General features: G+C 62.9%; 22 protein-coding genes and 1 other annotated feature. Of the genes, 13 read left to right on the top strand and 9 right to left on the bottom strand.

The window, feature by feature from the left end; genetic code table 11:
- The first annotated feature begins 57 nt into the window (after nucleotides 1-57).
- On the top strand, nucleotides 58-897 hold the full coding sequence (locus F4U94_RS09245) for a hypothetical protein (protein ID WP_246171578.1): 840 nt from the start codon (nucleotides 58-60) through the stop codon (nucleotides 895-897).
- A gap of 184 nt (nucleotides 898-1,081) precedes the next feature.
- Here the strand turns inward: F4U94_RS09245 and F4U94_RS09240 are convergent, their stop codons facing one another.
- The 4 genes from F4U94_RS09240 to F4U94_RS09225 all read right to left on the bottom strand — a co-directional run bounded on the left by F4U94_RS09240 (nucleotide 1,082) and on the right by F4U94_RS09225 (nucleotide 5,389).
- The gene (locus tag F4U94_RS09240) at nucleotides 1,082-2,563 is read right to left on the bottom strand and encodes a SulP family inorganic anion transporter (protein ID WP_120251149.1); all 1,482 of its coding nucleotides are present in this window, start codon (nucleotides 2,561-2,563) and stop codon (nucleotides 1,082-1,084) included.
- A 71-nt stretch (nucleotides 2,564-2,634) separates the two neighbouring features.
- Nucleotides 2,635-2,690 (bottom strand) — a sequence feature (sul1 is cis-regulatory element that is thought to sense ions involved in sulfur or methionine metabolism; They are found in Alphaproteobacteria).
- 262 nt (nucleotides 2,691-2,952) lie between these two features.
- Complete coding sequence (locus F4U94_RS09235; RefSeq protein WP_120251150.1) at nucleotides 2,953-3,327, bottom strand: response regulator; 375 nt, start codon at nucleotides 3,325-3,327, stop codon at nucleotides 2,953-2,955.
- A gap of 87 nt (nucleotides 3,328-3,414) precedes the next feature.
- Nucleotides 3,415-4,506 (bottom strand): PAS domain-containing sensor histidine kinase, encoded by a 1,092-nt coding sequence (locus tag F4U94_RS09230; protein WP_197716405.1) that lies wholly within the window; start codon nucleotides 4,504-4,506, stop codon nucleotides 3,415-3,417.
- Nucleotides 4,507-4,540: 34 nt separating this feature from the next.
- Nucleotides 4,541-5,389, bottom strand: a complete 849-nt coding sequence (locus F4U94_RS09225; protein WP_232015750.1) for an alpha/beta fold hydrolase — start codon at nucleotides 5,387-5,389, stop codon at nucleotides 4,541-4,543.
- A 969-nt stretch (nucleotides 5,390-6,358) separates the two neighbouring features.
- Here F4U94_RS09225 and F4U94_RS09220 point away from each other — a divergent pair.
- The 4 genes from F4U94_RS09220 (at nucleotide 6,359) to F4U94_RS24975 (ending at nucleotide 10,083) form a co-directional block, all read left to right on the top strand.
- Complete coding sequence (locus F4U94_RS09220; RefSeq protein ID WP_232016083.1) at nucleotides 6,359-7,339, top strand: ArdC family protein; 981 nt, start codon at nucleotides 6,359-6,361, stop codon at nucleotides 7,337-7,339.
- Nucleotides 7,336-7,770: a DUF2958 domain-containing protein gene (locus F4U94_RS09215; protein WP_120251152.1), complete on the top strand. Its 435-nt coding sequence runs from the start codon at nucleotides 7,336-7,338 to the stop codon at nucleotides 7,768-7,770. The genes F4U94_RS09220 and F4U94_RS09215 overlap by 4 nt, the downstream gene beginning before the upstream one ends.
- A gap of 120 nt (nucleotides 7,771-7,890) precedes the next feature.
- Entirely contained in the window at nucleotides 7,891-9,792 is a 1,902-nt protein-coding gene (locus F4U94_RS09210; protein ID WP_150411891.1) for a ParB/RepB/Spo0J family partition protein, read from the top strand.
- A 108-nt stretch (nucleotides 9,793-9,900) separates the two neighbouring features.
- Nucleotides 9,901-10,083: a hypothetical protein gene (locus F4U94_RS24975; protein ID WP_232015751.1), complete on the top strand. Its 183-nt coding sequence runs from the start codon at nucleotides 9,901-9,903 to the stop codon at nucleotides 10,081-10,083.
- A gap of 191 nt (nucleotides 10,084-10,274) precedes the next feature.
- On the opposite strand, the gene F4U94_RS09200 is transcribed toward F4U94_RS24975, so the two are convergent.
- Entirely contained in the window at nucleotides 10,275-10,796 is a 522-nt protein-coding gene (locus tag F4U94_RS09200; protein ID WP_120251153.1) for a thermonuclease family protein, read from the bottom strand.
- A gap of 451 nt (nucleotides 10,797-11,247) precedes the next feature.
- On the opposite strand from F4U94_RS09200, the gene F4U94_RS09195 reads away from it, so the two are divergent.
- From F4U94_RS09195 to F4U94_RS09160, 8 genes are all read left to right on the top strand, one after another.
- Nucleotides 11,248-11,568 (top strand): DUF736 domain-containing protein, encoded by a 321-nt coding sequence (locus F4U94_RS09195; protein WP_120251154.1) that lies wholly within the window; start codon nucleotides 11,248-11,250, stop codon nucleotides 11,566-11,568.
- 180 nt (nucleotides 11,569-11,748) lie between these two features.
- A complete protein-coding gene (locus tag F4U94_RS09190) occupies nucleotides 11,749-11,973 on the top strand; it encodes a helix-turn-helix transcriptional regulator (protein ID WP_120252218.1) in 225 nt (74 codons plus the stop codon).
- Nucleotides 11,966-12,550 (top strand): S26 family signal peptidase, encoded by a 585-nt coding sequence (locus F4U94_RS09185; protein ID WP_120251155.1) that lies wholly within the window; start codon nucleotides 11,966-11,968, stop codon nucleotides 12,548-12,550. The genes F4U94_RS09190 and F4U94_RS09185 overlap by 8 nt, the downstream gene beginning before the upstream one ends.
- On the top strand, nucleotides 12,538-13,152 hold the full coding sequence (locus F4U94_RS09180; protein WP_120251156.1) for a lytic transglycosylase domain-containing protein: 615 nt from the start codon (nucleotides 12,538-12,540) through the stop codon (nucleotides 13,150-13,152). The genes F4U94_RS09185 and F4U94_RS09180 overlap by 13 nt, the downstream gene beginning before the upstream one ends.
- Nucleotides 13,153-13,471: 319 nt before the next feature.
- Nucleotides 13,472-13,831, top strand: coding sequence for a hypothetical protein (locus F4U94_RS09175; RefSeq protein WP_120251157.1), 360 nt, complete (start codon nucleotides 13,472-13,474; stop codon nucleotides 13,829-13,831).
- 341 nt (nucleotides 13,832-14,172) lie between these two features.
- A complete protein-coding gene (gene rlxS / locus F4U94_RS09170) occupies nucleotides 14,173-16,182 on the top strand; it encodes a relaxase/mobilization nuclease RlxS (RefSeq protein WP_120251158.1) in 2,010 nt (669 codons plus the stop codon).
- A gap of 304 nt (nucleotides 16,183-16,486) precedes the next feature.
- Nucleotides 16,487-16,918, top strand: a complete 432-nt coding sequence (locus F4U94_RS09165) for a TIR domain-containing protein (RefSeq protein WP_120251159.1) — start codon at nucleotides 16,487-16,489, stop codon at nucleotides 16,916-16,918.
- A 61-nt stretch (nucleotides 16,919-16,979) separates the two neighbouring features.
- Nucleotides 16,980-17,462, top strand: coding sequence for a toll/interleukin-1 receptor domain-containing protein (locus F4U94_RS09160; protein ID WP_120251160.1), 483 nt, complete (start codon nucleotides 16,980-16,982; stop codon nucleotides 17,460-17,462).
- A gap of 6 nt (nucleotides 17,463-17,468) precedes the next feature.
- Here the strand turns inward: F4U94_RS09160 and F4U94_RS09155 are convergent, their stop codons facing one another.
- The 4 genes from F4U94_RS09155 to F4U94_RS09140 form a co-directional block, all read right to left on the bottom strand.
- Complete coding sequence (locus tag F4U94_RS09155; RefSeq protein ID WP_145986237.1) at nucleotides 17,469-17,888, bottom strand: hypothetical protein; 420 nt, start codon at nucleotides 17,886-17,888, stop codon at nucleotides 17,469-17,471.
- Between the two features lie 117 nt (nucleotides 17,889-18,005).
- Nucleotides 18,006-18,995: a caspase family protein gene (locus F4U94_RS09150; RefSeq protein WP_120251162.1), complete on the bottom strand. Its 990-nt coding sequence runs from the start codon at nucleotides 18,993-18,995 to the stop codon at nucleotides 18,006-18,008.
- A gap of 2 nt (nucleotides 18,996-18,997) precedes the next feature.
- Nucleotides 18,998-19,369, bottom strand: a complete 372-nt coding sequence (locus F4U94_RS09145; protein WP_120251163.1) for a TIR domain-containing protein — start codon at nucleotides 19,367-19,369, stop codon at nucleotides 18,998-19,000.
- 146 nt (nucleotides 19,370-19,515) lie between these two features.
- Nucleotides 19,516-20,574 (bottom strand): ComEC/Rec2 family competence protein, encoded by a 1,059-nt coding sequence (locus F4U94_RS09140; protein WP_145986238.1) that lies wholly within the window; start codon nucleotides 20,572-20,574, stop codon nucleotides 19,516-19,518.
- Nucleotides 20,575-20,662 lie beyond the last annotated feature (88 nt).

The following is a 20,662-nucleotide window of genomic DNA, read 5'->3' as shown; positions in this document are numbered from 1 at the left end:
CGGAAGATGCTTTGCTAGGAGGGGCTTATGCAAGAGCCGACCCCCCATTCCAGTCGATTGGCCATCGCCGGCGGGCTTGCCGCGGTGCTGCTGGTGGGTGGCGGCGGCTTCCTGATCGGTCGCGCGACGGCTCCCGAACCTGCGCCTCTAGTGGCGGCCGCTCTGACGCCTCAAGGCGAAGCGCCGCCTGCGCCAACAGCCATTGCGCCGCCCCCCACTCTGGAACGAGCCGGACTGCTCGACCTAGTCGCCGATGCGATCGACGCGGCGAGTGCTTCACGTCCCTTGCCGGAAGCGGTGCAGGCAGCGGCGGGCCGGCGCTTCGATCTCATGCTACCGTTCGGCTGCGAGGGACCGGTCGAGGGCGAACGCACTGCGCCGTTCGGATGGCGGTATGACGAGGCAAAGTCGACTTTGCGCGTGTGGATCAACCCCATGCGGTGGGAACGCGCACTATGGGGAATCACCGAGACCGGGGAAGGCAAGGCCGCGTTTGAGGGCTTCTGGATCGCCAGGCCTTGGTCGACGGCCCCAGAGTGCCCTGCCACCCCACTTTCCGGCGCGATCAACACCGATCCGTCTGGTCAGGCCCAGGGCGAATTGGCGATTGCCCGCCTTATTGGAGACGATGCGGGCAAGAGCGCGCGCAGGCTCGACATCGTCAAGCGGATGGCGCCGGACGATTTTGATGCCGTACGCGGATTTGCCTTGCGGATCACTGGCCGCCTCCAATCAGCCGAGGCGGGTGGACCAGTGCGATGTTTCCAGCGGGCCGGGCTGCATGAACGACCGCAGTGCATGATCATCGGCGACTTCGCGGAGTTGCGCGTCGAGAATTCCAAGACAGGCGATTTGCTCGGTGTCTGGCCGGTGAGCGAAACGAACCAGCGCGAATGAGGCAACATAGCGCCTTCCGACGATGCGGGCTGATCGATTCACCGGGCATCAAACCAATGCGTATCTTTCCTAACGCCGATCGCGTCATGCGTTTCAATGGAATGAGCAACCCCCGGCAGCGACCGGAATTTGAACCGCTCCGGCTGCAGAACCTCAGACGATCATAATAGGCATAAGCAGACCATCAGCCCGTGGATTGGCGAACAATTGGTGCGTGCCTGTCGACGAGGATCGCACTGGCCTGGTTGAGGCCGATCAATTCCACCCGTATATCGTGTCGTCGCATCTTCGTGACGATGTCCTCCAACACACCCACGGCCGTGATATCCCAGAGATGTGCCGCTGTCAGGTCGATCCGGACGTTTCGCGCTGTGTCGCGCAGGTCGAACTGGTCCGCGAAAATCTCGGCGCTGGCAAAGAAAATCTGGCCGGAGACGATATAGGTCCGCGTGTCGGTCAGAGGATCAAAGTCTTCTTCGACGCGCATGAGCTTGGTCACTTTGAAGGCGAAGAACACGCCGCTGAGAACCACGCCGACCGCGACCCCGGCAGACAAGTCATGCGTTGCAACCGTCACCGCCACCGTGGCCAGCATGACGACCCCCGAGACCTTGGGATGTCGCGCAAGATCCGACAGCGATCCCCAAGAGAATGTGCTGATCGACACCATGATCATGATCGCGACGAGCGCGGCAACCGGCACCTGAGCGATCCAAGGACGCAGCGGAACCATGACGATCAGCAGGAAGACGCCTGCAACAAGGGTCGAGAGGCGCCCTCGGCCACCGTACCGCACATTGCCGACGGTTTGACCGATCATGCCGCAGCCCGCGATGCCGCCGAAGAGGCCGGCAGCTACGTTAGCGAGGCCAAGACCCGTACATTCCCGCGCCTTTGAACTGGTGGTTTCAGTGAGCTCATCGACCACGCTCGCGGTCATCATCGATTCCAGCAGGCCAACTGCCGCCATCGCGAAAGCGTAGGGCGCCACAATCCGAAACGCCTCTAGGGTGAGCGGGAAGTCGGGAATATGGAACGAAGGAAGCGACGCAGGCAATCGACCCAGGTCAGCGACGGTGTGAACCGGCATCGGGAAAGCGACGCTGATCAGCGTCAAGATTACGATGCAGATGAGCGGCGACGGAATGGCCGTCGTCAGGCGGGGCCACAGGTAGATTATCCCGAGACCGCCAGCGATCATCGCATAGGTGTGCCAGGTTACGCCCAGCATCTGCGGCACTTGCGCCGAGAAGATCAGGATCGCCAAAGCGTTCACGAAGCCAGTCCGGACGGACCGCGACACGAACCGCAGCAGGACGTCCAGCTTGAGCAGGCCAAAGACGATCTGAAGGATGCCAGCCAAGATCGTCGCGGCAAGCAGGTACTGAAGGCCATGGCTGTGAACCAGAGCTGCTACGACTAGTGCGACCGAGCCAGCTGCGCCGGAGATCATCGCCGGTCGGCCGCCGGCAATAGCGATGACGATCCCGATCACGAAAGATGCGAAAAGGCCGACTTCGGGATCAATGCCGGCGACAAAGGAAAAGGCAATAACCTCGGGAATGAGCGCGAAAGTGCCAACCATACCGGCAAGCACATCGCGGCGCACGCTACCGGCGCCGTTGCACCATTCAGCACGATACCGGGCAAAGGGTGTGATGTTCATCAATGTGATATTCCGCAAAGATCGCAGCAGCGCCGTCTTCGAAGAGTGGCGTGATATTGGAGTGCGAAGTGCGTTGTCCGGCGGATCGGCGGCCGGAATAGCCACCCGGAATTGCACCGGGTCCATGCGATTGCCGCTTCCTTAGCCAGAAGTTTGCCGCAGCGCAACATTGCGCCTCATTTTGATCGTTTATGATTACCGAATGACTGCTTACGTCGAAATAGGTCGTTCCTCGAATTAGGCCGAAATGGCCGGACGTGGTCGACTGCCGTCGGGAGCGAACGCCGGATCGTGGGACAATTCGGTCATTCTCTTCGCACCTATCGAACGGCTGCGTTCTCCCAATCCGTTCTCTGATGGGCTTGGTTTGACGATGCAAGGAAGCCGAGTCAGACTGCCAGGAGCCCGCGAATTTGCTCGATGAGCACATCCTGTCTCCAAGGCTTGCTAAGAAACTGCCCATCGTCGGGTAGCACGCCTTCTTCCAACTGATGATGCCCCGATGTCAGCAGGAGCTTCACCTGGGGCCACCGCTGATTGACTTGGCGCGCGAGTTCCAGGCCGTCCATGTCACCGGGCATGTCAATGTCCGAGAAAAGCAAATGGACTGAGCCATGCTCGTAAAGTATCGCCAGCGCCTCCTCAGCATCGGCAGCCTCGATCACGTCGAAGCCGTTCTCCTCAAGCATGTCCACGCCATGCATGCGTATCAGCGTGTCGTCTTCCACCACCAATATGGTGGCGATCGGCTCTGATGACGGCATTCCCGGGAATCTCCTTCCGGGGGAGATGCCCGGTCATACCTAACTCATAGAACGCTAGATGTTCACAAATGGCCCTGACCAACGCGACTATTTATTGGCCTGGGCTATTGGCATGGTCAAAATGAAGGTCGTGGCGATCTTGTCAGATCTGGCGACGAGGGTTCCGCCATGCGCCCGCGCGATTTCCGATGCGATATGCAAGCCCAGACCCAGACCGTGCTGCAGGCGTTCGTTTCCGCGAAAAAACGGTTGGAACAACCGTTCGAGCGCTTTGGCTGGGATTGGCTTTCCCCCGTTGGTAACCGCGATCACCAGATCGTGCTCTGTTCTCTTGGCATCCACCTGTACCGGCAAATCCTTCGCGCCATGGGTCAGCGCGTTCCCGAGGAGGTTGGAAAGGAGTTGCCCAATTCGTGTGTGGTCGCAGTCGATCGGCTCATCGATTTCGTAATGCGCCGTAATGGTTCGTCCAGGGGATACGGACCGCAATTCTGATACCACCTGTCGCAGCGCCGGCTCGAGCGGCTTCGAGGATCGAGCCAACGTAATACCTCCACCCAATCGACCACGGGCGAAATCCAGCACGTTATCGATGAGCGCGCTCGCACGGACGACACTGCCCATCATCAGCCCGACGACCTTATTGCCGCGCTCGCTCAGGCTTTCCTTGCCCAGCATGTGCACGCCGCTCGTGATTGAAGCGAGAGGATTGCGAAGGTCATGCCCAAGCACCGCTATGAACTGCTCTCGCAATTCAGAGTCTGCCCGCTCCGATTTGATCGCCTCTTCGGCCTTATCGCGAGCCTCCAGCAGGCCCTTTTCATACATTCGCCGTTCGGCAGCCCTGAATATGGCGAAATGGATTACAGCCGGTCCATCGTCAGACGCCGGCAACAACGCGGCGTTGGCCAGTACCTGGATCTTGCTTCCGTCCCTTCCGACGATGTCGAGAGCTACCTCGCTAAAATTTCCCTGCATGTGAAGCGAAGGCGCAAAATGGGTTTCGTAGAAAATCTTTCCGCCGATTGGCAAAAGGTCAGAGAAGCGCTTGCCGAGAATTTCGTCCCCGACATGGCCAGTCCAAGCGAGAAAGGTCTGGTTGGAACGCACGATCCGACCATCCTTGTCGGCGAGCACGTACCCGCAAGGCGCTTTATCAAAGAGCGTCTCATAATTCATGGCGTCGGACGGCATTGGCATGTGTCGAAGCCGCTCAGACGAAGGCTTTGATCGCCGCGATCGTCTCGACGGGCGAACTGAGGTTTGGGCAATGGCCCGTTGCATTGAGGTGAACCAGTTCGCTGCCTGGGATCGCATTGCGGACATATTCGCCGACGCTGGGCGGTGCGATCACATCGTCACGGCATTGGAGGATCAGCACACGGGCATCGACCTCACCCAGTTCGGCTCGAGTGTCGGAGAGAAAGGTTGTGCGGGCAAACTGCTTTGCGACCTCTGGATCGGTTCGGCAAAAACTGCCGGTCAGTTCCTCGGCCAGTTCGGGGCGCTCAGAATTTCCCATAATGACAGGCGCCATTGCCTGTGACCAACCCATGTGGTTGCTATCAAGGAATTCGAGCAATTCCAGGATCTGGTCCCGACTGAAGCCGCCGACATAATCGGCGTCGTCGATGTAACAGGGCGAGGGTCCGACCAGCACCAGAGCAGAAAACAGTTCCGGGGCTCGTCTCGCTGCTATCAGGCCAATCATCGCGCTGACCGAATGGCCGACGAAAACGCCGTCCCGCACATCCATCGCTCTTCCGAGGGCGACAACGTCATCGGCATATCCGCTGAGAGACGCATATTTTTGGGCGTCGTAGGCGCCCAGATCAGAGCCGCCAGCGCCGATATAATCGAAAAGGATCGTCCGAAAATCCTGCTCGAAAGCCGGGGCAACGTATCGCCACATATTCTGGTCGCAGCCATAGCCGTGTGCGAACATCATCGCGCGTTGACCGACGCCAAGTTCACGGGCGTTCAACTGCTGTTCGATTAAGGATGCGATGGGTGTCGCGTCCCCCGTGTCGATACGCTCAATCTGATGAAGCTCGCCCGCCATTTGTATCGCGCAATCCTTACGAATTCTCAAGACCGCCTAACATATGTCACCGCGACGGACTACCACGATGGAGAGCCAGATTCTTCGAAAGGGCGGTGGCGGGTTCTGTCTTTAGCAGACGTTCAGAAACCACAAGGCGAACGGCGTGAGTTGGTCGTTGCTGCCGAAACGGCAGCCCCGTGAACGACTGATTTCAGGATCGCGGAGAGGGTGTCGGGAGATTCGCAACTGGGTGGGAAGCAGACGCCTCGCGCCGGTGAAGCGGCGCGACCGCGCTCTACGGCTCGAAGCCTGCCTTCTCGCCCCCGAGCCCCGCTGCCGGGTCTCGGCCTGGCGGTAACGATCGGCTGGCGCGGGTCAGCGTCTGCTGACCTGATGGAGCGGGGCTGAGGACGCACACTGACCGGGCGGCTTCGCCTCGCCCGGACAGGGTGCGGTGCCCGATGGCGGCCCCGCAGGCACGCCGGCCTCTTGGTCGGGCGGTACGCCCGGTTTCGCGAGGTCGGCGACATATGTCGCCCTGGCCACGGGGCACCCCGCAAAACAGGACTTTGCTGGGCCCCTTCGCGAAGCCCGACCCTGCACCGCTGATCCGCCCGCATCGGCCGGGGGTCCATCCCTTTGTTGGCGACGGCAACGCCGTCGCGAAGCGCTGCGGTCGCCGCTTGCGCGGCGGCGCTGTTGGTGGCCTCTCCCGGTGGCGCGGGAGTGGGCGGCGCTCCCTGCTAGGCCCGCTCGCGGCCCCGGCAAGCCGGGCTGCGCCCGGCTCCTCCACTGACGTTGCGGCCCTTTGGGTGCCGACGCCGCTCAAGCGGTCCTCTTCGGTTCGCATCTTGCCGCCCACCCCCGCTTCCGGGGAAGGCCATGGTGGTTTTGGGGCGGTGCAGGAGGTGAATGATGCGTGCTCCCACGACTGTCCGCGCGCGCGGCAAGGGCCGGAAACCCAAGGCGTCCAACGGCGGAACCCCCATCGCGGCCAAGGCCCGGACTGAGTCCGAAACGGGGCGCACAAACCTTTATGACGAGGTAACGGCGCGGATCATCGCCGAACTGGAGGCGGGTCGCTTTCCGTGGGTTCAGCCTTGGGGGCATCCCGATGGTGATGGCAGCGCGATCAGTCCCGGCCTGCCGCGCAACGCCCTTACCGCGCGCCGTTACTCTGGCGTGAACGTCCTTATCCTGTGGGGCGCAGTGATCGAGCAAGGCTATCCCTCGCAGGGTTGGCTTACCTTCAAACAGGCGCTTGAGGCAGGCGGCTGCGTCCGCAAGGGCGAGCGCGGCACCACCGTCGTCTATGCCGACCGCTTCACCCCCGAGGCCGAGAAGGCGCGCGCCGTCGAAACCGGCAGCGACGCCAAGTCCATTCCCTTCCTGAAACGCTTCACCGTGTTCAACGTCGCGCAGTGCGAGGGATTGCGCCCCGGCCTCGCGCCCGATCCGGCCCCCTTGCCGGAACGCCAGATCGTGCCCGTCGCCGAGGAAGTGATCGCCGCAAGCGGCATCGAGTTCCGCGTCGGCGGCAATCGCGCCTATTATGTGCCCGCGCAGGACTATGTGCAGGTGCCGCCGCAACCGGCTTTTTTCGAGCAGATCAACTATTACCGGACCTGCCTGCACGAACTTTGTCACGGCAGCGGCCACCCGTCCCGGTTGAACCGCAATCTCGTCACCAGCTTCGGATCGAAGGATTATGCCCGCGAGGAATTGATTGCCGAAATGGGTTCGGCCTTTCTCTGCGCCGCGCTCGGCATCGTCCCAACCGTCCGCCATGCCGATTATCTCGGCAGTTGGCTGGAGGTGCTGCGCGAGGACAATCGCGCGATCTTCCGCGCCGCCAGTGCCGCCAGCAAGGCCGCCGACTGGCTGCTGGCGCGGCACGCCTCCGCCCAAGCCGAGGCAGTCCAAGGCGACTCTTCCCTCGATGACTCTGGCGAACGGAGGGCGGCATGATCCTTCTGACCCCCGAACTTCACGCCGTGCTGCGCGTGAATGCCGCAGCGCACCGTGATGCGATGCAAACCGGCACCCACGAACCGGACCCCGCGCCGGTCGTCAAATTCTTCAACCCGCTGGGCGCGGCGACATGGCTGGCGACCGAGCTGTATGATGATGGCGACACGCTGTTCGGACTGGCCGACCTCGGTTTCGGCTGTCCCGAACTGGGCTGTTTCAGCCTGTCCGAACTGGCGGGCATCCGCCTGTCGTTCGGCTTGCAGATCGAGCGCGATATCGGATTTTCGACGATCGTCAGCCTGTCGGTCTGGGCCGACACCGCGCGCCGCGCCGGTTCGATAAGCCAAGCCCAATCCATCATCTGGCGCATCGAGTCCGCGCCGGTTCCCGAGCTTCCGACCGATCCTAAGCCAGGGAAAGGCGGATGACGCGCGGCGCGTCCCGTCGCAAGCCTCGCCGGGGAGGTCAACGACCCCGGTAACCGGTCCCGACGCGGCGAAACCGCGAATCCCGTGGCGACGGGACCGGCACTCACAAGGAGTAGACCCATGAAACTCGATTTTATCCCGCTCGACAAGCTGGTCGTGAGCAAGGCCAATATGCGTTACAGCAAAAAGGCCCCGGACGTGTCCGACATCCTGCCGACCGTCCGCAGCCGTGGCATCATCCAGCCCGTCATCGTCCGTCCCAATTGCGCGCCCGATGGCTACGAGATCGTCGCCGGAAGCCGCCGCTTCCATGCCGCGAAGATCGTCGCCGAGGAACGGCGGGCGGCGGGCGATATGACGCCAGAGCCCCAAGACTCCATGCTGCCGTGCGCGATTCTCGACGAGGGCGACGACGCCGCTGCCATCGAGGCGTCGATGATCGAGAACATGGCGCGACTCGACCCCGACGAGGTGACGCAATGGGAGACCTTCACGCGCCTCGTCCGCGAAGGCCGCAGGCTTGAAGACATCTCCGCAACGTTCGGATTGCCCGACCTCACCGTCAAGCGCGTGCTGGCGCTCGGCAATCTGCTCCCCGCCATCCGCGACCTCTATCGCAAGGAACAGATCGACGCGGCGACCGTGCGCCATTTGACGATGGCGTCCAAGAGCCAGCAAAAAGCATGGCTGGCACTCGCCGACGACGAGAATGCCTATCTGCCGACCGGCCATCAGTTGAAATCATGGCTGCTGGGCGGGCAGTCGATCCCGGTGAAACATGCGCTGTTCGACGTGGAGGCAAGCGGGCTTGCGACCATCGCCGACCTGTTCGGCGAGGACCGTTATGTCGCCGATCCCGATGCTTTCTGGGCGGCGCAGAATGCGGAGATCGAGGCACGCCGCGCCGCCTATGTCGAGCAAGGCTGGGCCGACGCGATCATCGTGCCGCCCACGACACATTTCTCGACATGGGAATATGAGAAGGCGGGCAAGCGCAAGGGCGGGCGCGTCTATATCGACGTGCGCGCGACCGGCGAGGTGATCGTCCATGAAGGCTATGTGTCGGGCAAGGAAGCCCGCCGGATCACCAAGGCCGAGGGGTCCGAGAACGGGACCGGGAGCAGCCCGAAAGCGGCGCGTCCCGAAATGACATCGACGATGCAGACCTATGTCGATCTGCATCGCCATGCCGCCGTCCGCGCCGCGCTCACCGGCCATCCGACCATCGCGCTGCGCTTGATGGTGGCCCATGCCATCGGCGGATCGCACCTGTGGCGCGTCACGCCCGAGCCGCAGTCAACCCGCAACGACGAGGTGCGCGACAGCCTCGACAACGCACAAGCCGAGGCGGATTTCGACGAGCGCCGCCGCGCGGTGCTGGCGGTTCTCGGCTTCTGTGCCGAGGAACCGACCGTGACCGGGGGCAATGGCGACGCTGCTTGGGAGGCACGTGACTCCCAGCAGGGTGTCGTCGGCATCTTCCAGCGGCTGCTCGACCTTCCCGATGCGGTCGTCATGGAGGTGATCGCCATCGTCATGGGCGAAACGCTGGCGTCCGGCAGCGCCGCCGTAGAGGCGGTGGGCATGGAGATCGGCGTCGATATGGCCCGCTGCTGGCAGGCCGACGACGCTTTCTTCTCGCTTGTCCGCGACCGGGAAGTGCTGACCCGAATCGTCGCCGAGGTGGCGAGCGAAACCGTCGCCAGCGCCAACCGGCAAGAAAAGGCCAAGACCCTGAAACGCATCGTCCGCGATCATCTGGACGGCACCAACGGGCGGGACCGGCGGGAGAATTGGGTGCCGCGCTGGATGGCGTTCCCGCCCGCCGCCTATACGGCGCGCGGCGGCGTCGGCACCGTCGCGGCCCATGCCAAGGCGCAAGCCGCGCGCGAGATCGAGCGGCGGTTGCCGGGCGACGACGAGCCGGACCCGACCGCGCCCGGTGCGGTGATGGCCCTGCCGGTCGAAGGGTGTCCCGTGCCGCCCTTCCACGACGACGAGGCCGACCGCCTCGCCGCCTGATCCTTTGCGGGCGGCGGGAAAACCGCCGCCCGCATCCTTTTCATTCACGAAAATTCGGCCGCGCGCCCTCGCCCTGACGGACTCGGGCGCGCGGGAAAGGAGTCCATCATGGCCGACCGCGTATCCGCGAGCATCACCATCGGCGGCACCCTGCCGCGATCCCTGCTGCCCGACCTTGCCGCTCTCGTTCAGGCAGAGGGACTGTCCACCAAATGGGACGGCGAACCCTTCAGCCTTGCGATGTTTCGCGAGGGCGTGCCGCTCGAACTCATGGCGCATGAAGTGGCCTGAGGCCGGTTCGAGTACCTCGAAAGCTGGTGCGTAGAGCATAGCCTGCCCTTCGCCCGCTGGTCGGGCGCCTATTGCGGTCAATGGGGCGCCGAGCGCGTCGTGTTCACCGGCGCGGGCGAGGTGCAGTGCTATGCCGCCGACGAGGACGACTATATCCTGATCGGCCGTTGCACCGTCGAACGCTTCGGCAGCTACGACGCGATCCTCGCCCACTTCGCGGCGAGAGATTTCGCGGTTCCGCCGCTGCGGCTGATGCCCTGAATATCGGCCGCGCCCCGGCCTGCTAGCGCTGGCCGGGGCGCGGCTATTCCCTTGTCCTCATCAGCGTGCGCGCGCCAGTCAGGCTTATGCTGCCAGCGCACGACGTCGGTCACCACCAGTTCGGACCCGACATCGCGACCGGCCAGCGTCACCCGCGCGACCGTGCGGTTATAGCCGCCCCCCACCCGCATGATGGTAACTGTCCGGCCCTCGAACAGCGTCCGGGCGCGCGCGATCGCGGATCGGCCGAGCGCGATTTCAGCCCTGCATCTGATCTGTCCCGCTTGGGTTTTCGGCGGCGTCGATCCCGGCGATGCGAACGCCAAGCCGCTCTCCCGCCGGAGGGTGTCGCCATCTTGTGCCTGGCCGACGCGCCCCTGGCCCTGCGGTGCAGCGGCAATCCGTAGCAGCGTGGCGCAGCCTGTCGGAAGACGGAGGATGGTCATCGACATGTCGCTCGCCCCTATCGCCTCTTACCCCGGACGCGAAGCTCCGACCGGCCGTCATCGGCCACACCGGCGGTAATGGCGGCAGCGTTACCGTGCGTGCGTTTGGACGGTCGATCCGATGGCGCGGTGGTGCGTCCGTGCAGTCCACGACCAATCCATCGCGAGGGATGAACCGGCGGCATTGTCATCGTTACCACTACCGTGGCCCGCACCGTTTCCGGCTCCTCGGGCGCATGACCTGGGACGGCCGCAGTCCCGCGAAACCATCGCCATGCGGCTTATTTCCCCGCCCGCCGAGGCGGGCTCCTCGCGGTCGCTGCGCTCTCAAATAAGCCTTCGGCTCCGGTCCTCCGCTGCCGCTCCGGCCTGCCGGTTCGCGGTCCTGCTGTGACCGTCCCTCAGGTCCGCCCATCGCCCGGAAACGGTTCGGGGCGACTTTTCAAGGAGACGAACAATGCCAGCCATCGGTTATGTCACCCGCGACGGAAACGGCTTCAAGGGCCAGCTCAAGACGCTCTCGATCCGCACCGACATCGAGATCATTCCCAACACCCGCAAGTCCGGCGACACCCAGCCCGACTATCGTGTGTCGGCAGCAGGCGTCGAGGTCGGAGCGGGATGGATCCGGCGCGGCGAAATGAGCGGCAAGGACTATGTGTCGCTGTCGTTCGCCGCCCCCGAATTCGGCCCGCGCCGGCTCTACGCCAATCTCGGCCGCGCTGCGGGCCAAGACGATGACGACGCCTTCGCGATCATCTGGAACCCGGCCGACTGAGCGAACCGCCCCGCGTCCGCCGAGGGCGCGGGGCATCGCCGCCAGCCCGAAACCCCGGTCCCAAAACAGGGAGGTCGCAATCGCATGGGTCGATTTGCGACCCTGCCGAAGATGGCCGGATCGATCCAATCCGCACCTCTCAGCCGACGCAGGGTGCATCGGCGCAGATGGACCTTCATCATGGACGATACCGCGACACGTGCGCAGGCCGCGCGCGAAACCTGCCCCTTCCTCACCGCCAAGCAGGCGGCCTTTCATCTTGGCCTTGCCTATTCGACGCTCAAGCGCCTGCGCCAGACCGGCAAGGGTCCGAAATGCCGCCTTCATGGCCGCACCTGGCGCTATCATATCGACGATATCGAGACGTGGTCGGCAGCCCGCGCGCGGGGAGGCGACCATGGTTGAGCGCCGGATTCGTGATCGCCCGCTGCCACTCTTCGCGTGGTTGGAGGTCCGGCGCGCCGCCCATGTTCGCCGCCTGCGCCTGCGCCGCCGTGCCGCGCTGATCGCCGCTGGCATCGCCTGCCTCGGCCTCACGGTCGCGCTGCCGCCGGTGCCCCGGCTGGTCTGGAACGCCAGCGCCAGCGCGCCCATCGGACTCTATGCCGTGTCGCCCGGTGCAGCGCTCCAGCGCGGCGACATGGTGATTGCCTGGCCGCCTGCCGAAGCACGGCAATTGGCCGCACGCCGCCACTATCTGCCGTCCAACGTGCCGCTGGTGAAGCGCGTCGTCGGCGTGGCCGGGGATAGAATCTGCGCGGTCGATCGCGTGGTAACGCTGAACGACCGGCCGGTCACCATCCGCCGCGCTACCGATGCGGAAGGGCGGGATTTGCCCGCGTGGCAGGGGTGCATCCGGCTGGGACCGGGAATGGTCTTCCTGCTCATGACCGAGACCCCGAACTCGTTCGATGGGCGCTATTTCGGGGCAACGCTGGCGCAGGATGTCATTGGCAAGGCGACCCCGCTGTGGCTGCGCTGAGGACGCTCACGCTCACCGTCGCGCTGTTCGTCGCGACCCCTGCCGCTGCCGATCCGCTCGATCGCTGGCGGGTGGAGATCGCCGAGGCGTCCGCGCGGTTCGGCGTCCCGGTGGCGTGGATCGAACGGGTCATGCGCGCAGAAAGCGGTGGCCAGACCATGCTTGGCGGGCGACCGATCACATCTCACGCGGGCGCGATGGGCCTGATGCAGCTGATGCCAGCGACGTGGACGGCGATGCGCGCGGCGCACGGCCTGGGCAGCAATCCCCATGATCCGCACGACAATATCCTCGCAGGCACGGCCTATCTGCGCACGATGTATGACCGCTTCGGTTATCCCGGCCTGTTCGCCGCTTACAATGCCGGTCCCGGCCGTTATGCCGCGCATCTTGCATCAGGTCGTGCGTTGCCGGGCGAGACGCGCGCCTATCTCGCACAAGCGTCGGGCACGCCTTCGGGTCCTCCGCAATCCCTTCCGCAAGAGCCGCCACCAGCATTGTTCGTCGTGCTTCGAACCAACAACGCATCCGTCACTCCATCACCATCACGCGCGCCAGACGAGCCGCCAGATACGCTGTTCGCGATCCGCGCACCCCGTTGAGCCAGCATAGGCCGCAGCGTCGAAGGATGTGGGCTGCGACGGCATCGCGCGATCTCGGACGTTGGAGGGGCTCGTCTCGGCAAGGCCCAGCATGACGGGCGGCGAAGCGGCTGTGCAAGGCCGGCGGCCCCTCCAATTTTGCCGTGAAATAGAGCGTGCTTCGCACGCGCTTTTATTTGTTCCTAGCACAACAAAATCGGTTCCTCCGCCGCCGCTGCGCGGCGCTCCGGCTGCGCCTCCGCGGCCCTGACAGCCGCTCCGCCACCCGTCTTCGGAGGTCTGTCCTCAATGAGGAGGATTTCAAGCGAAGGAGGCGATCATGACCATGTTTCAACCCATCGGTGCGGCGTCGGACCGTGTAATTGCAACGCTCGTGGCAGGGCTCGAAATCGAGTTCGGACGGGGCGCAGGCGAGGCGCTGGCACAGCGGTTCCTGGAGGCCGAGAAGAGCGATTTCCTGTGGGACGCGAGGGTGTCGGAACGGTGGCTCGGCGGGTATCAGGCACAGGATGAGGAGGGTTTCGAACTCGATCGGGTGGCGATCATCGGGCGGCTAGATGGCTGCTGGTTCGTCGCGGTGAGCATCGTCGATGGCGATGGCAACGCGCAGGGATTGACGGGGCGGCGCAGCTTCAGGAGCGAACGTCGGGCACGCGAAGCATTCGCTGCCACGCATTGATCAGGGCATCGGAAATGCCGGGACGGGGTGCCGGACAGGCATCGTGTCCCGGCTCTTTTTTGCCTCGGCTCGGGCGACATGGGCGGGTAGCAGGATGGCGAAAATGAGCGATAGGAGCGGTTCAGGCGGGAGGGCGGCGTAAGGCAAGATAAAGCTATGGCACCGGTGCGCCATAAGCCTTTGTCTGCACATCGTTTTTTGGACCTGTGAGCAGCACGGCCCTCGCGGCACCAGTGCCGTTCCGCGCTGAAAGGACGGCAATCAGTCATGTTCGGCGGCACCGGTTTTCATGTCACCCGCTGCGCGGCATGCTGCCCTTCCACGCCCCCGGAATCAGGAAAATGGCCGACGACGACAGCTTTGAGCCGCGCCTTGGGCGCCAGCGCCAGCAGGGCGGTAAGCGCGCCCGGCGCTACCTGGGCCGAGTCCTCGCCGCCGCCAATCTTGCGCGCGGCGGCGCTGCCTCAGGCCTCGCACGAGGGTCGTTCTCGGGCACCCGGATCGGGCGCGGTGCGGGTGTCGGGCGGCTGCTCGCCAGCCGCGGCGGTCATGCGGCGTCGAACGGCCGCCGCGTCATCGTTAAGGCAAGCATCGTCAAGCTCGCCGGCAAGGGCGTATCGGCCGCCGCCGCGCACCTGCGCTATCTCCAGCGCGACGGCACCACGCGCGAGGGCGAACGCAGCACGCTCTATGGGCGCGATTCGGATATCGTCGATGGCAAGGCGTTCGGCGAGCGCGACGTGGGTGATCGCCATCAGTTCCGCTTCATCGTCTCGCCCGAGGACGGCGACCAATATGAGGATCTGAAACCGCTCACCCGCCGGCTCATGGACCGGATGGAAGAGGATCTCGGGACCAGGCTCGACTGGGTCGCGGTCGATCATTTCAACACCGGCCATCCGCACACTCATATCGTCGTGCGCGGCAGGGATGATCGCGGAGCCGATCTCGTCATCGCCCGCGACTATATGACCACGGGCATCCGTGAGCGCGCCGCCGAGTTGGTCGATCTCGATCTTGGCCCGCGCACGGACCGTGAGATCGCGCAGGCGCTGCGCGCTGAAGTCGAGCAGGAGCGCCTGACATCGATCGACCGGGCCTTGCTCAAGGGCGCGGACGCAGAGCGGGTGGTGGCGATCAACGGTAGCGACGCCTTCGACCAGTCCCTGCGCGCCGGCCGGCTGGCGAAGCTCTCACGCCTGGGCCTGGCCGATCCGCTCGGTGCCGGGCGCTTCCGGCTCGCGCCCGACCTTGCAGAGACGCTGCGCGCATTGGGCGAGCGCGGCGACATCATCCGCACGATGCAGCGCGAATTCTCCCGCTCCGCGATTGTCCGGGCGCAAGCCGACCAGGCGATCTACAATCCGGCGGCACCCGATGCCCGCCCGCTGGTCGGCCGCGTGTTGGCGCGGGGACTCGCCGACGAGCATGACGATCGCCATTACGTGATCGTCGATGGCGTCGACGGGCGCAGCCACTATGTGGCAATCGGCAAGCCGGCCCTGAGCTTCGCCGAAGGGGGCACGGAAACCGACGTCAGCTTGCCACCTGGTGCGATTGTGCGGATCGATCCGGTCAGGCCGACAGTACGGGAGGTGGATCGGACCGTCGCCGCAGTCGCCGGCGCCAGCGGTGGACGATACGATGTGGATGCCCATCTTCGCTACGATCCGACCGCCACCCAGGCCTTCGCTGAAACCCATGTCCGGCGGCTCGAGGCGATGCGGCGGATATCGGGCATCGTCGAGCGCGAGCCGTCCGGCCGTTGGATCGTCGCGCCGGACCATCTCGAGCGCGTGGCGGCCCATGAGACAGCGAGGCTACGGGACCGTCCGGTCGCGATCACCATGTTGTCGGCGCAGCCGCTCGATAAACTGGCCGATGTCGACGCCGCGACCTGGATCGACCGCGAGCTTGTCTCGGCCACGCCTGAGCCTGTTCGCGATGCCGGATTCGGCCACGATCTGCGCGACGCCCAGGCGCGTCGGCGGCAGTGGCTGGTGGCGCAGGGATTGGCCGAGGAGACGGGCGGCAGCACGACGTTTCCGAACGGCATGATCGCGGCGCTTCAGCGGCGCGAGTTGCTCCGGGTAGCGGGGCAGCTCGCAGACGAACTTAAAATGCCGTTCCGGGAGGCTGTCGAGGGCGCTCGGATCGAGGGCGTCTACCGCCGCTCGATTGATCTCGTCAGCGGGCGCTTCGCGCTAGTTGAGCGATCACGTGATTTCACGCTGGTGCCGTGGCGCCCGGCGCTGGAGCGGCAGGTCGGCAAATCGGTCTCGGGATTGATGCGCGGCGACGGCATTAGCTGGTCGATCGGGCGCGGTCGCAGTGGACCGAGCATTTCGTAATTGATCGGCATCAGACAGGATCGACCCATTTCGGCCGCTCAGCATCTAATTTTTAATCCCCGAATACTGACGGTCCGCTTTCCCGGCAGGTGTCGACGACGCACACCTTAAAAATGCGTCGTCGACGAGCAACACTGTCAATGGCCGCCTGCTCTTGGAGGGACCATTAGCTACCTATTCAGATCCCTTTCAGGAACCCGCCTCAGACCGGTCTGGTATGGTCAAAAAATTCAGCATCATCGGGCGTTGTTGCTCGCGAACAAATAGAGTACGTACGGGCATATACTCTAGCGGCAAGTTTGAGATGAGCACCCATCAGATCCACGTATTCATCAGCCACTCGTGGGCTTACTCTGGCCATTATGCCACGCTATCCAACTGGATCTTCGAGCAGACCTGGAGGGTGGGTCAAGCGTCGCTCGACCTACGGAACTTCTCAGTCCCGAGCAGCGATCCGATCCTCAATGCCAACACTGACAAGGCTCTGCGCGAGGCGATCCACCGTCAGATTTGCCGGAGTCACGTCATCGTGATCCCGACTGGTATGTACACGCACTACAGCAAGTGGATCGGCAAGGAAATCGACGGCGCAGGCATCTACGGAAAGCCGATCCTCGCGGTAGACCTACGCGGCGCGCAACGGACCGCAAGTGTCGTCGGACAAGCAGCCAGCAAGTGCGTCGCATGGAATTCCAAGTCTGTTGTCGGTGGGATTTGGGATCTTTACTACCGGTGATGCACTAGCTGCAGCCCCGTCGCACTTCAGCGCCTCGAAACGTGAAGCGAGATATATCCCAATGGTGAAAGTGTTCCTCTCCCACCAATCTGCCGACTCGTTGCTCGCAACGCGGATCGAACGCCGTCTCCGTGAACTGCACGGAATTGAATCTTACCTCGACGTCATCGATCCATACATTAGCGGCCGTGGAGAAAATTTGGCCCTCCACATTCAGACCGAGATGGGCAAGTGCACCCAGCTGCTCGCGATCGTTTCCGACACTACGCGCTATTCGCAGTGGGTGCCTTGGGAGATTGGTGTCGCGACTGAAAAGGACTACCCCTTGGCTACCTTCTCGACGGGCTCAAGCTTGCCACCCGAATTCTTACGCAAATGGCCGTATTTACAGAGCGACGCCGATCTGGATGCATACGCTAGACGATCAAAGAACGCTGAGCGGAGTTTTGAGGAAAAGCGCCGCATCGTCACCGCCGGTGTTGCCCGCATCCGCTCGACCAACGAATTCTTTACCGGACTACGCGCTGACCTCGGCCAACGCTGAAGAAAGTCAGCCCGCCAGCCGCCGGACGGTTCGAGAAAAGGGATTCAATTGCAGAACCTGGCGTCCGCATGCGATCGCGTGCGCGACCACGTCGGCTGTCCCACCAAGGCCCGCGGCCGGTTCGCCGTCCCAGACAGCGATCAGCAGATCGCTATCGTCGGCAACGCGGACGCCCGCCGCGAGAAACGCCTCCTGATCCGTTCCCGTTTGCTCCATCATAACGGTGCGGGCGGAGCGGGCGAGCAGATTGCGATAGGCTTCGAGGCCGACACCCTCGAAGCAGCGATCATATCCCTCGAACGGTATGACGGCGGTCAAGGCGATGCCAATCGCGAGTGCTTCTTCGGCGAAGAGTTGATCGGTGCCCACTGCAAGGCAGGTCAGAGCCTGATCGACTGCAGCCGCCTCCTGAAGAATGGCAGCCACTTTGGTTCGGGTCCAAGCCCAATCCAGGCCTTCGCGTGCCTGATGGCCAGTAACACCGATCTTTCCAGTAGTATGCATCGCGACCACCTTAGCCCGACTGCCCCTTTCGCCCAACGATCAGATCTGCTCCTTCACGACCAGGCGACGATAATGCTCGCCGAGAATCGTTAGCCGGCACGATCTGCTCTCGATCGCGGCGTGATACATGTGCTTGGTCCCGACTGGAACGACCAGATTTACACGGTTCAGGTTCTGAAGGATCGCGAGGCGACGCGTGTTCTCTTCGATAGGGTCGACGGTAACGCCTTCGATCGGACGGTCCGGCTCGAAAGTAGGATCCAGATCGAATTCGAAATCAGCAGTCGGGAAGAGCCCAGAGATCGCTCTCAGATCCTCAAGCGAGATCGGCGGCTGCACCTGGCGGAGCGACACGAAGCTGTTGACGTTAGTCCGGAAGATCGGACGCTGACGGCCCCACGAACCGAGCGACTGGTCGATGTGCGCATAAACGCTGCCTGGCGTGATCTCGCCCACCAGATTGGCGGCAGCTCCCTCGAGCGCGTCAACCAACAACGTTGTAAAGACGCCCCCCTCATCCGTTTCGAGGGCATACTGCTTCTCCGATGACGCAGTCAGAATGGTCAATCCGTGGCTCAATTCAGCGAAGCGCGGATCGTTCTCCGCCGTCCCGGCAATTCCCGAATAGCAGCTGTCGAGAAGAATGATTTTGTTCGACACTTTCGAATCGTTTGCGAGCTTGAGAACCTCGCCCATCGGAAGGCCGTCGTCACCGGTCTCCGTGTCCGTCGCGCAGAGATAGCCACCTGTCGCTTCGATGTGACCATGCCCCGCGAAGTACAGCAGGGCGACTTCCTCATCCCCAGAGAAGAGATCACGGATCTCCTCTTTAAGCTGCTTGCGTGTGACGATGTCGTTAGGACCCGTACCAGTCAGAATGTTGGTCTGAAAGTTCTTAGTCTGACCGGCGTCGGTATTGCGGTCAAGGACAGCCTTCACCTTGTGGGCATCGTCTACGCAACCGGAGAGCTGCTCGAGATCCTGATAATAGTCGATGCCAACGACCAGCGCCTTGCGTCCCTTACCCACTTTCAGAGACCGTCGATGAATTCGGCGATCGTGGTCCAGCTCCAAGCCTTCGGTGACAGGCCGACGACGGCGGTGCGGTCGGTCGAATAAGCCCACATCGCGAGAACCGGCACGCCTTCCTCCTTAGCGCACGCGATCTCCCACTTCTGACCAGAGCTGGTCAGCGAGTCCTTGCTGATAAGCGCGATCACGCCGTCAGAGCGCTTGATCCGAGTGCGCACCTTGGTCTTCCACTCCTCGGTGTAGGCCTCTTTCACCGACATATCGATATATTCGAACGGCGAATCCGTATGGAGCGACTGCCCTTTCAGCAGATTGCGCTGGGCTTCGTCTTCGATCGCGAATGCGACGAAGACTACCTTCCTGTCGGCCATTTTAGTTAGTCCCCCAAAGTTCAACATGCGTCCGAAAGAATATTGGTACGACGCCTCCCTCCCGCAAGAGAGAAAAAATCCAAAATTAGATCACACACATCGTTTACCTTGCATCCTGACAATTTAAGTTTGATCGCAAGCAGACATCAATCGTCGGCAAGCACATCGATGGCGATCATGCCTTCCTCGTCCGGCGGAAAATGCGCACTATATCCGTAACGGTCCGCGACCTCCGGCTTGGCCCAAGGCCGGGTCTGTTCGGTAACGTAGTTGAAGTAGAGGTGTTTTCGCCCTTCAGGTCCAAAGTGAAGAAACAGCGCGATCGCTTGCGGGTCGGGATGGCAATGTATGTTACCATTGGTAGAGATTGCCAGCCGGCGGCAGTCGAGCATCTCAATCAGCTTGCGACAGGTGTTCTTCGCGCTGCCGTGATGCGAGGCTTTAAGGACATCGACGCGGTAGCGCCCGCCCTCTCCAGCGGCGAGCGGTTCTAGGGAGGCCGCGAGCAGATCGGGATGCGCATCACCGCCGAACAGAATTCTCCGTTCGCCCCATTCGGCAATGAAGGCTATACTGGATCCGTTGGGCAGTTCGGTGTCGATCGGTCCGGGGGCGATCAGATCCTCGACGATCAGAGGATTCGGCGGCAGGGGGCGTTTTGGCTTTTTGACAAGACCTCGCGCCCGAACACCCTGCTGCTGATGCCACTGGCTCCATTTGCTTCCTAGGGCGGCAAGATGCAGCTCGTCCGGCGAGAGCATCGTGATCTTCAGCCCTGCGATGTCGATAACGCCGGGCGCCGATTCGATCTTTGCAACCCCGTCACAAAAAGAGGTGTTTAAAGGCCACTCAAGTTTGGCAAGAGCGACTGAATAGGCGTCACCCTGCTTCATGCTCCGGATGCCGGTCGATGTCATCTCAGTCCGACCATTGTACCAAACCTGCTTCGGCACCAGCGGTCGATTTGAATCCCGAAGGTAGGCTAGGGCTCCTTCAATGTGGTCGGCATCAATGTGTGTCAGCACATATAGCTCGAGGCTCTCTCCTTTATCAGCGATGCTCGAAAGCCGTTTCTTCAGATGCGGATAGGCGGACGTCCTACCTCCATCCACCACCATGTGATGCAGATGGCTATCGTCTCCCCACGACAATAGCAGGCAGTCGCCATCGGCGGCTGGCAGCATCAATAAGCGTAACGTCGACATATCGCTTCCCTCCCCAGGGGGCTCCATTGCTCTCACTCTATGGCGATACCCCAGCTGCTACAGAGAAGCTCGCTTGATCCGCCTTGGG

Source organism: Sphingobium limneticum (genome assembly GCF_008710155.1).
GTDB classification, from domain to species: Bacteria; Pseudomonadota; Alphaproteobacteria; order Sphingomonadales; family Sphingomonadaceae; genus Sphingobium; species Sphingobium limneticum.
This window is presented reverse-complemented; position numbering and strand designations above follow the sequence as displayed.

What these genes read in the sequence shown, in the direction of transcription:
- F4U94_RS09240 (WP_120251149.1), bottom strand. Translation starts at nt 2,563, where the DNA reads ATGAACATCACACCCTTTGCCCGGTATCGTGCTGAATGGTGCAACGGC.
- F4U94_RS09160 (WP_120251160.1), top strand. Translation starts at nt 16,980, where the DNA reads ATGGTGAAAGTGTTCCTCTCCCACCAATCTGCCGACTCGTTGCTCGCA.
- F4U94_RS09190 (WP_120252218.1), top strand. Translation starts at nt 11,749, where the DNA reads ATGGACGATACCGCGACACGTGCGCAGGCCGCGCGCGAAACCTGCCCC.
- F4U94_RS09230 (WP_197716405.1), bottom strand. Translation starts at nt 4,506, where the DNA reads ATGAATTATGAGACGCTCTTTGATAAAGCGCCTTGCGGGTACGTGCTC.
- F4U94_RS09195 (WP_120251154.1), top strand. Translation starts at nt 11,248, where the DNA reads ATGCCAGCCATCGGTTATGTCACCCGCGACGGAAACGGCTTCAAGGGC.
- F4U94_RS09185 (WP_120251155.1), top strand. Translation starts at nt 11,966, where the DNA reads ATGGTTGAGCGCCGGATTCGTGATCGCCCGCTGCCACTCTTCGCGTGG.
- F4U94_RS09210 (WP_150411891.1), top strand. Translation starts at nt 7,891, where the DNA reads ATGAAACTCGATTTTATCCCGCTCGACAAGCTGGTCGTGAGCAAGGCC.
- F4U94_RS09140 (WP_145986238.1), bottom strand. Translation starts at nt 20,574, where the DNA reads ATGTCGACGTTACGCTTATTGATGCTGCCAGCCGCCGATGGCGACTGC.
- F4U94_RS09225 (WP_232015750.1), bottom strand. Translation starts at nt 5,389, where the DNA reads ATGGCGGGCGAGCTTCATCAGATTGAGCGTATCGACACGGGGGACGCG.
- F4U94_RS09145 (WP_120251163.1), bottom strand. Translation starts at nt 19,369, where the DNA reads ATGGCCGACAGGAAGGTAGTCTTCGTCGCATTCGCGATCGAAGACGAA.
- F4U94_RS09165 (WP_120251159.1), top strand. Translation starts at nt 16,487, where the DNA reads ATGAGCACCCATCAGATCCACGTATTCATCAGCCACTCGTGGGCTTAC.
- F4U94_RS24975 (WP_232015751.1), top strand. Translation starts at nt 9,901, where the DNA reads ATGGCCGACCGCGTATCCGCGAGCATCACCATCGGCGGCACCCTGCCG.
- rlxS (WP_120251158.1), top strand. Translation starts at nt 14,173, where the DNA reads ATGGCCGACGACGACAGCTTTGAGCCGCGCCTTGGGCGCCAGCGCCAG.
- F4U94_RS09235 (WP_120251150.1), bottom strand. Translation starts at nt 3,327, where the DNA reads ATGCCGTCATCAGAGCCGATCGCCACCATATTGGTGGTGGAAGACGAC.
- F4U94_RS09200 (WP_120251153.1), bottom strand. Translation starts at nt 10,796, where the DNA reads ATGTCGATGACCATCCTCCGTCTTCCGACAGGCTGCGCCACGCTGCTA.
- F4U94_RS09175 (WP_120251157.1), top strand. Translation starts at nt 13,472, where the DNA reads ATGACCATGTTTCAACCCATCGGTGCGGCGTCGGACCGTGTAATTGCA.
- F4U94_RS09215 (WP_120251152.1), top strand. Translation starts at nt 7,336, where the DNA reads ATGATCCTTCTGACCCCCGAACTTCACGCCGTGCTGCGCGTGAATGCC.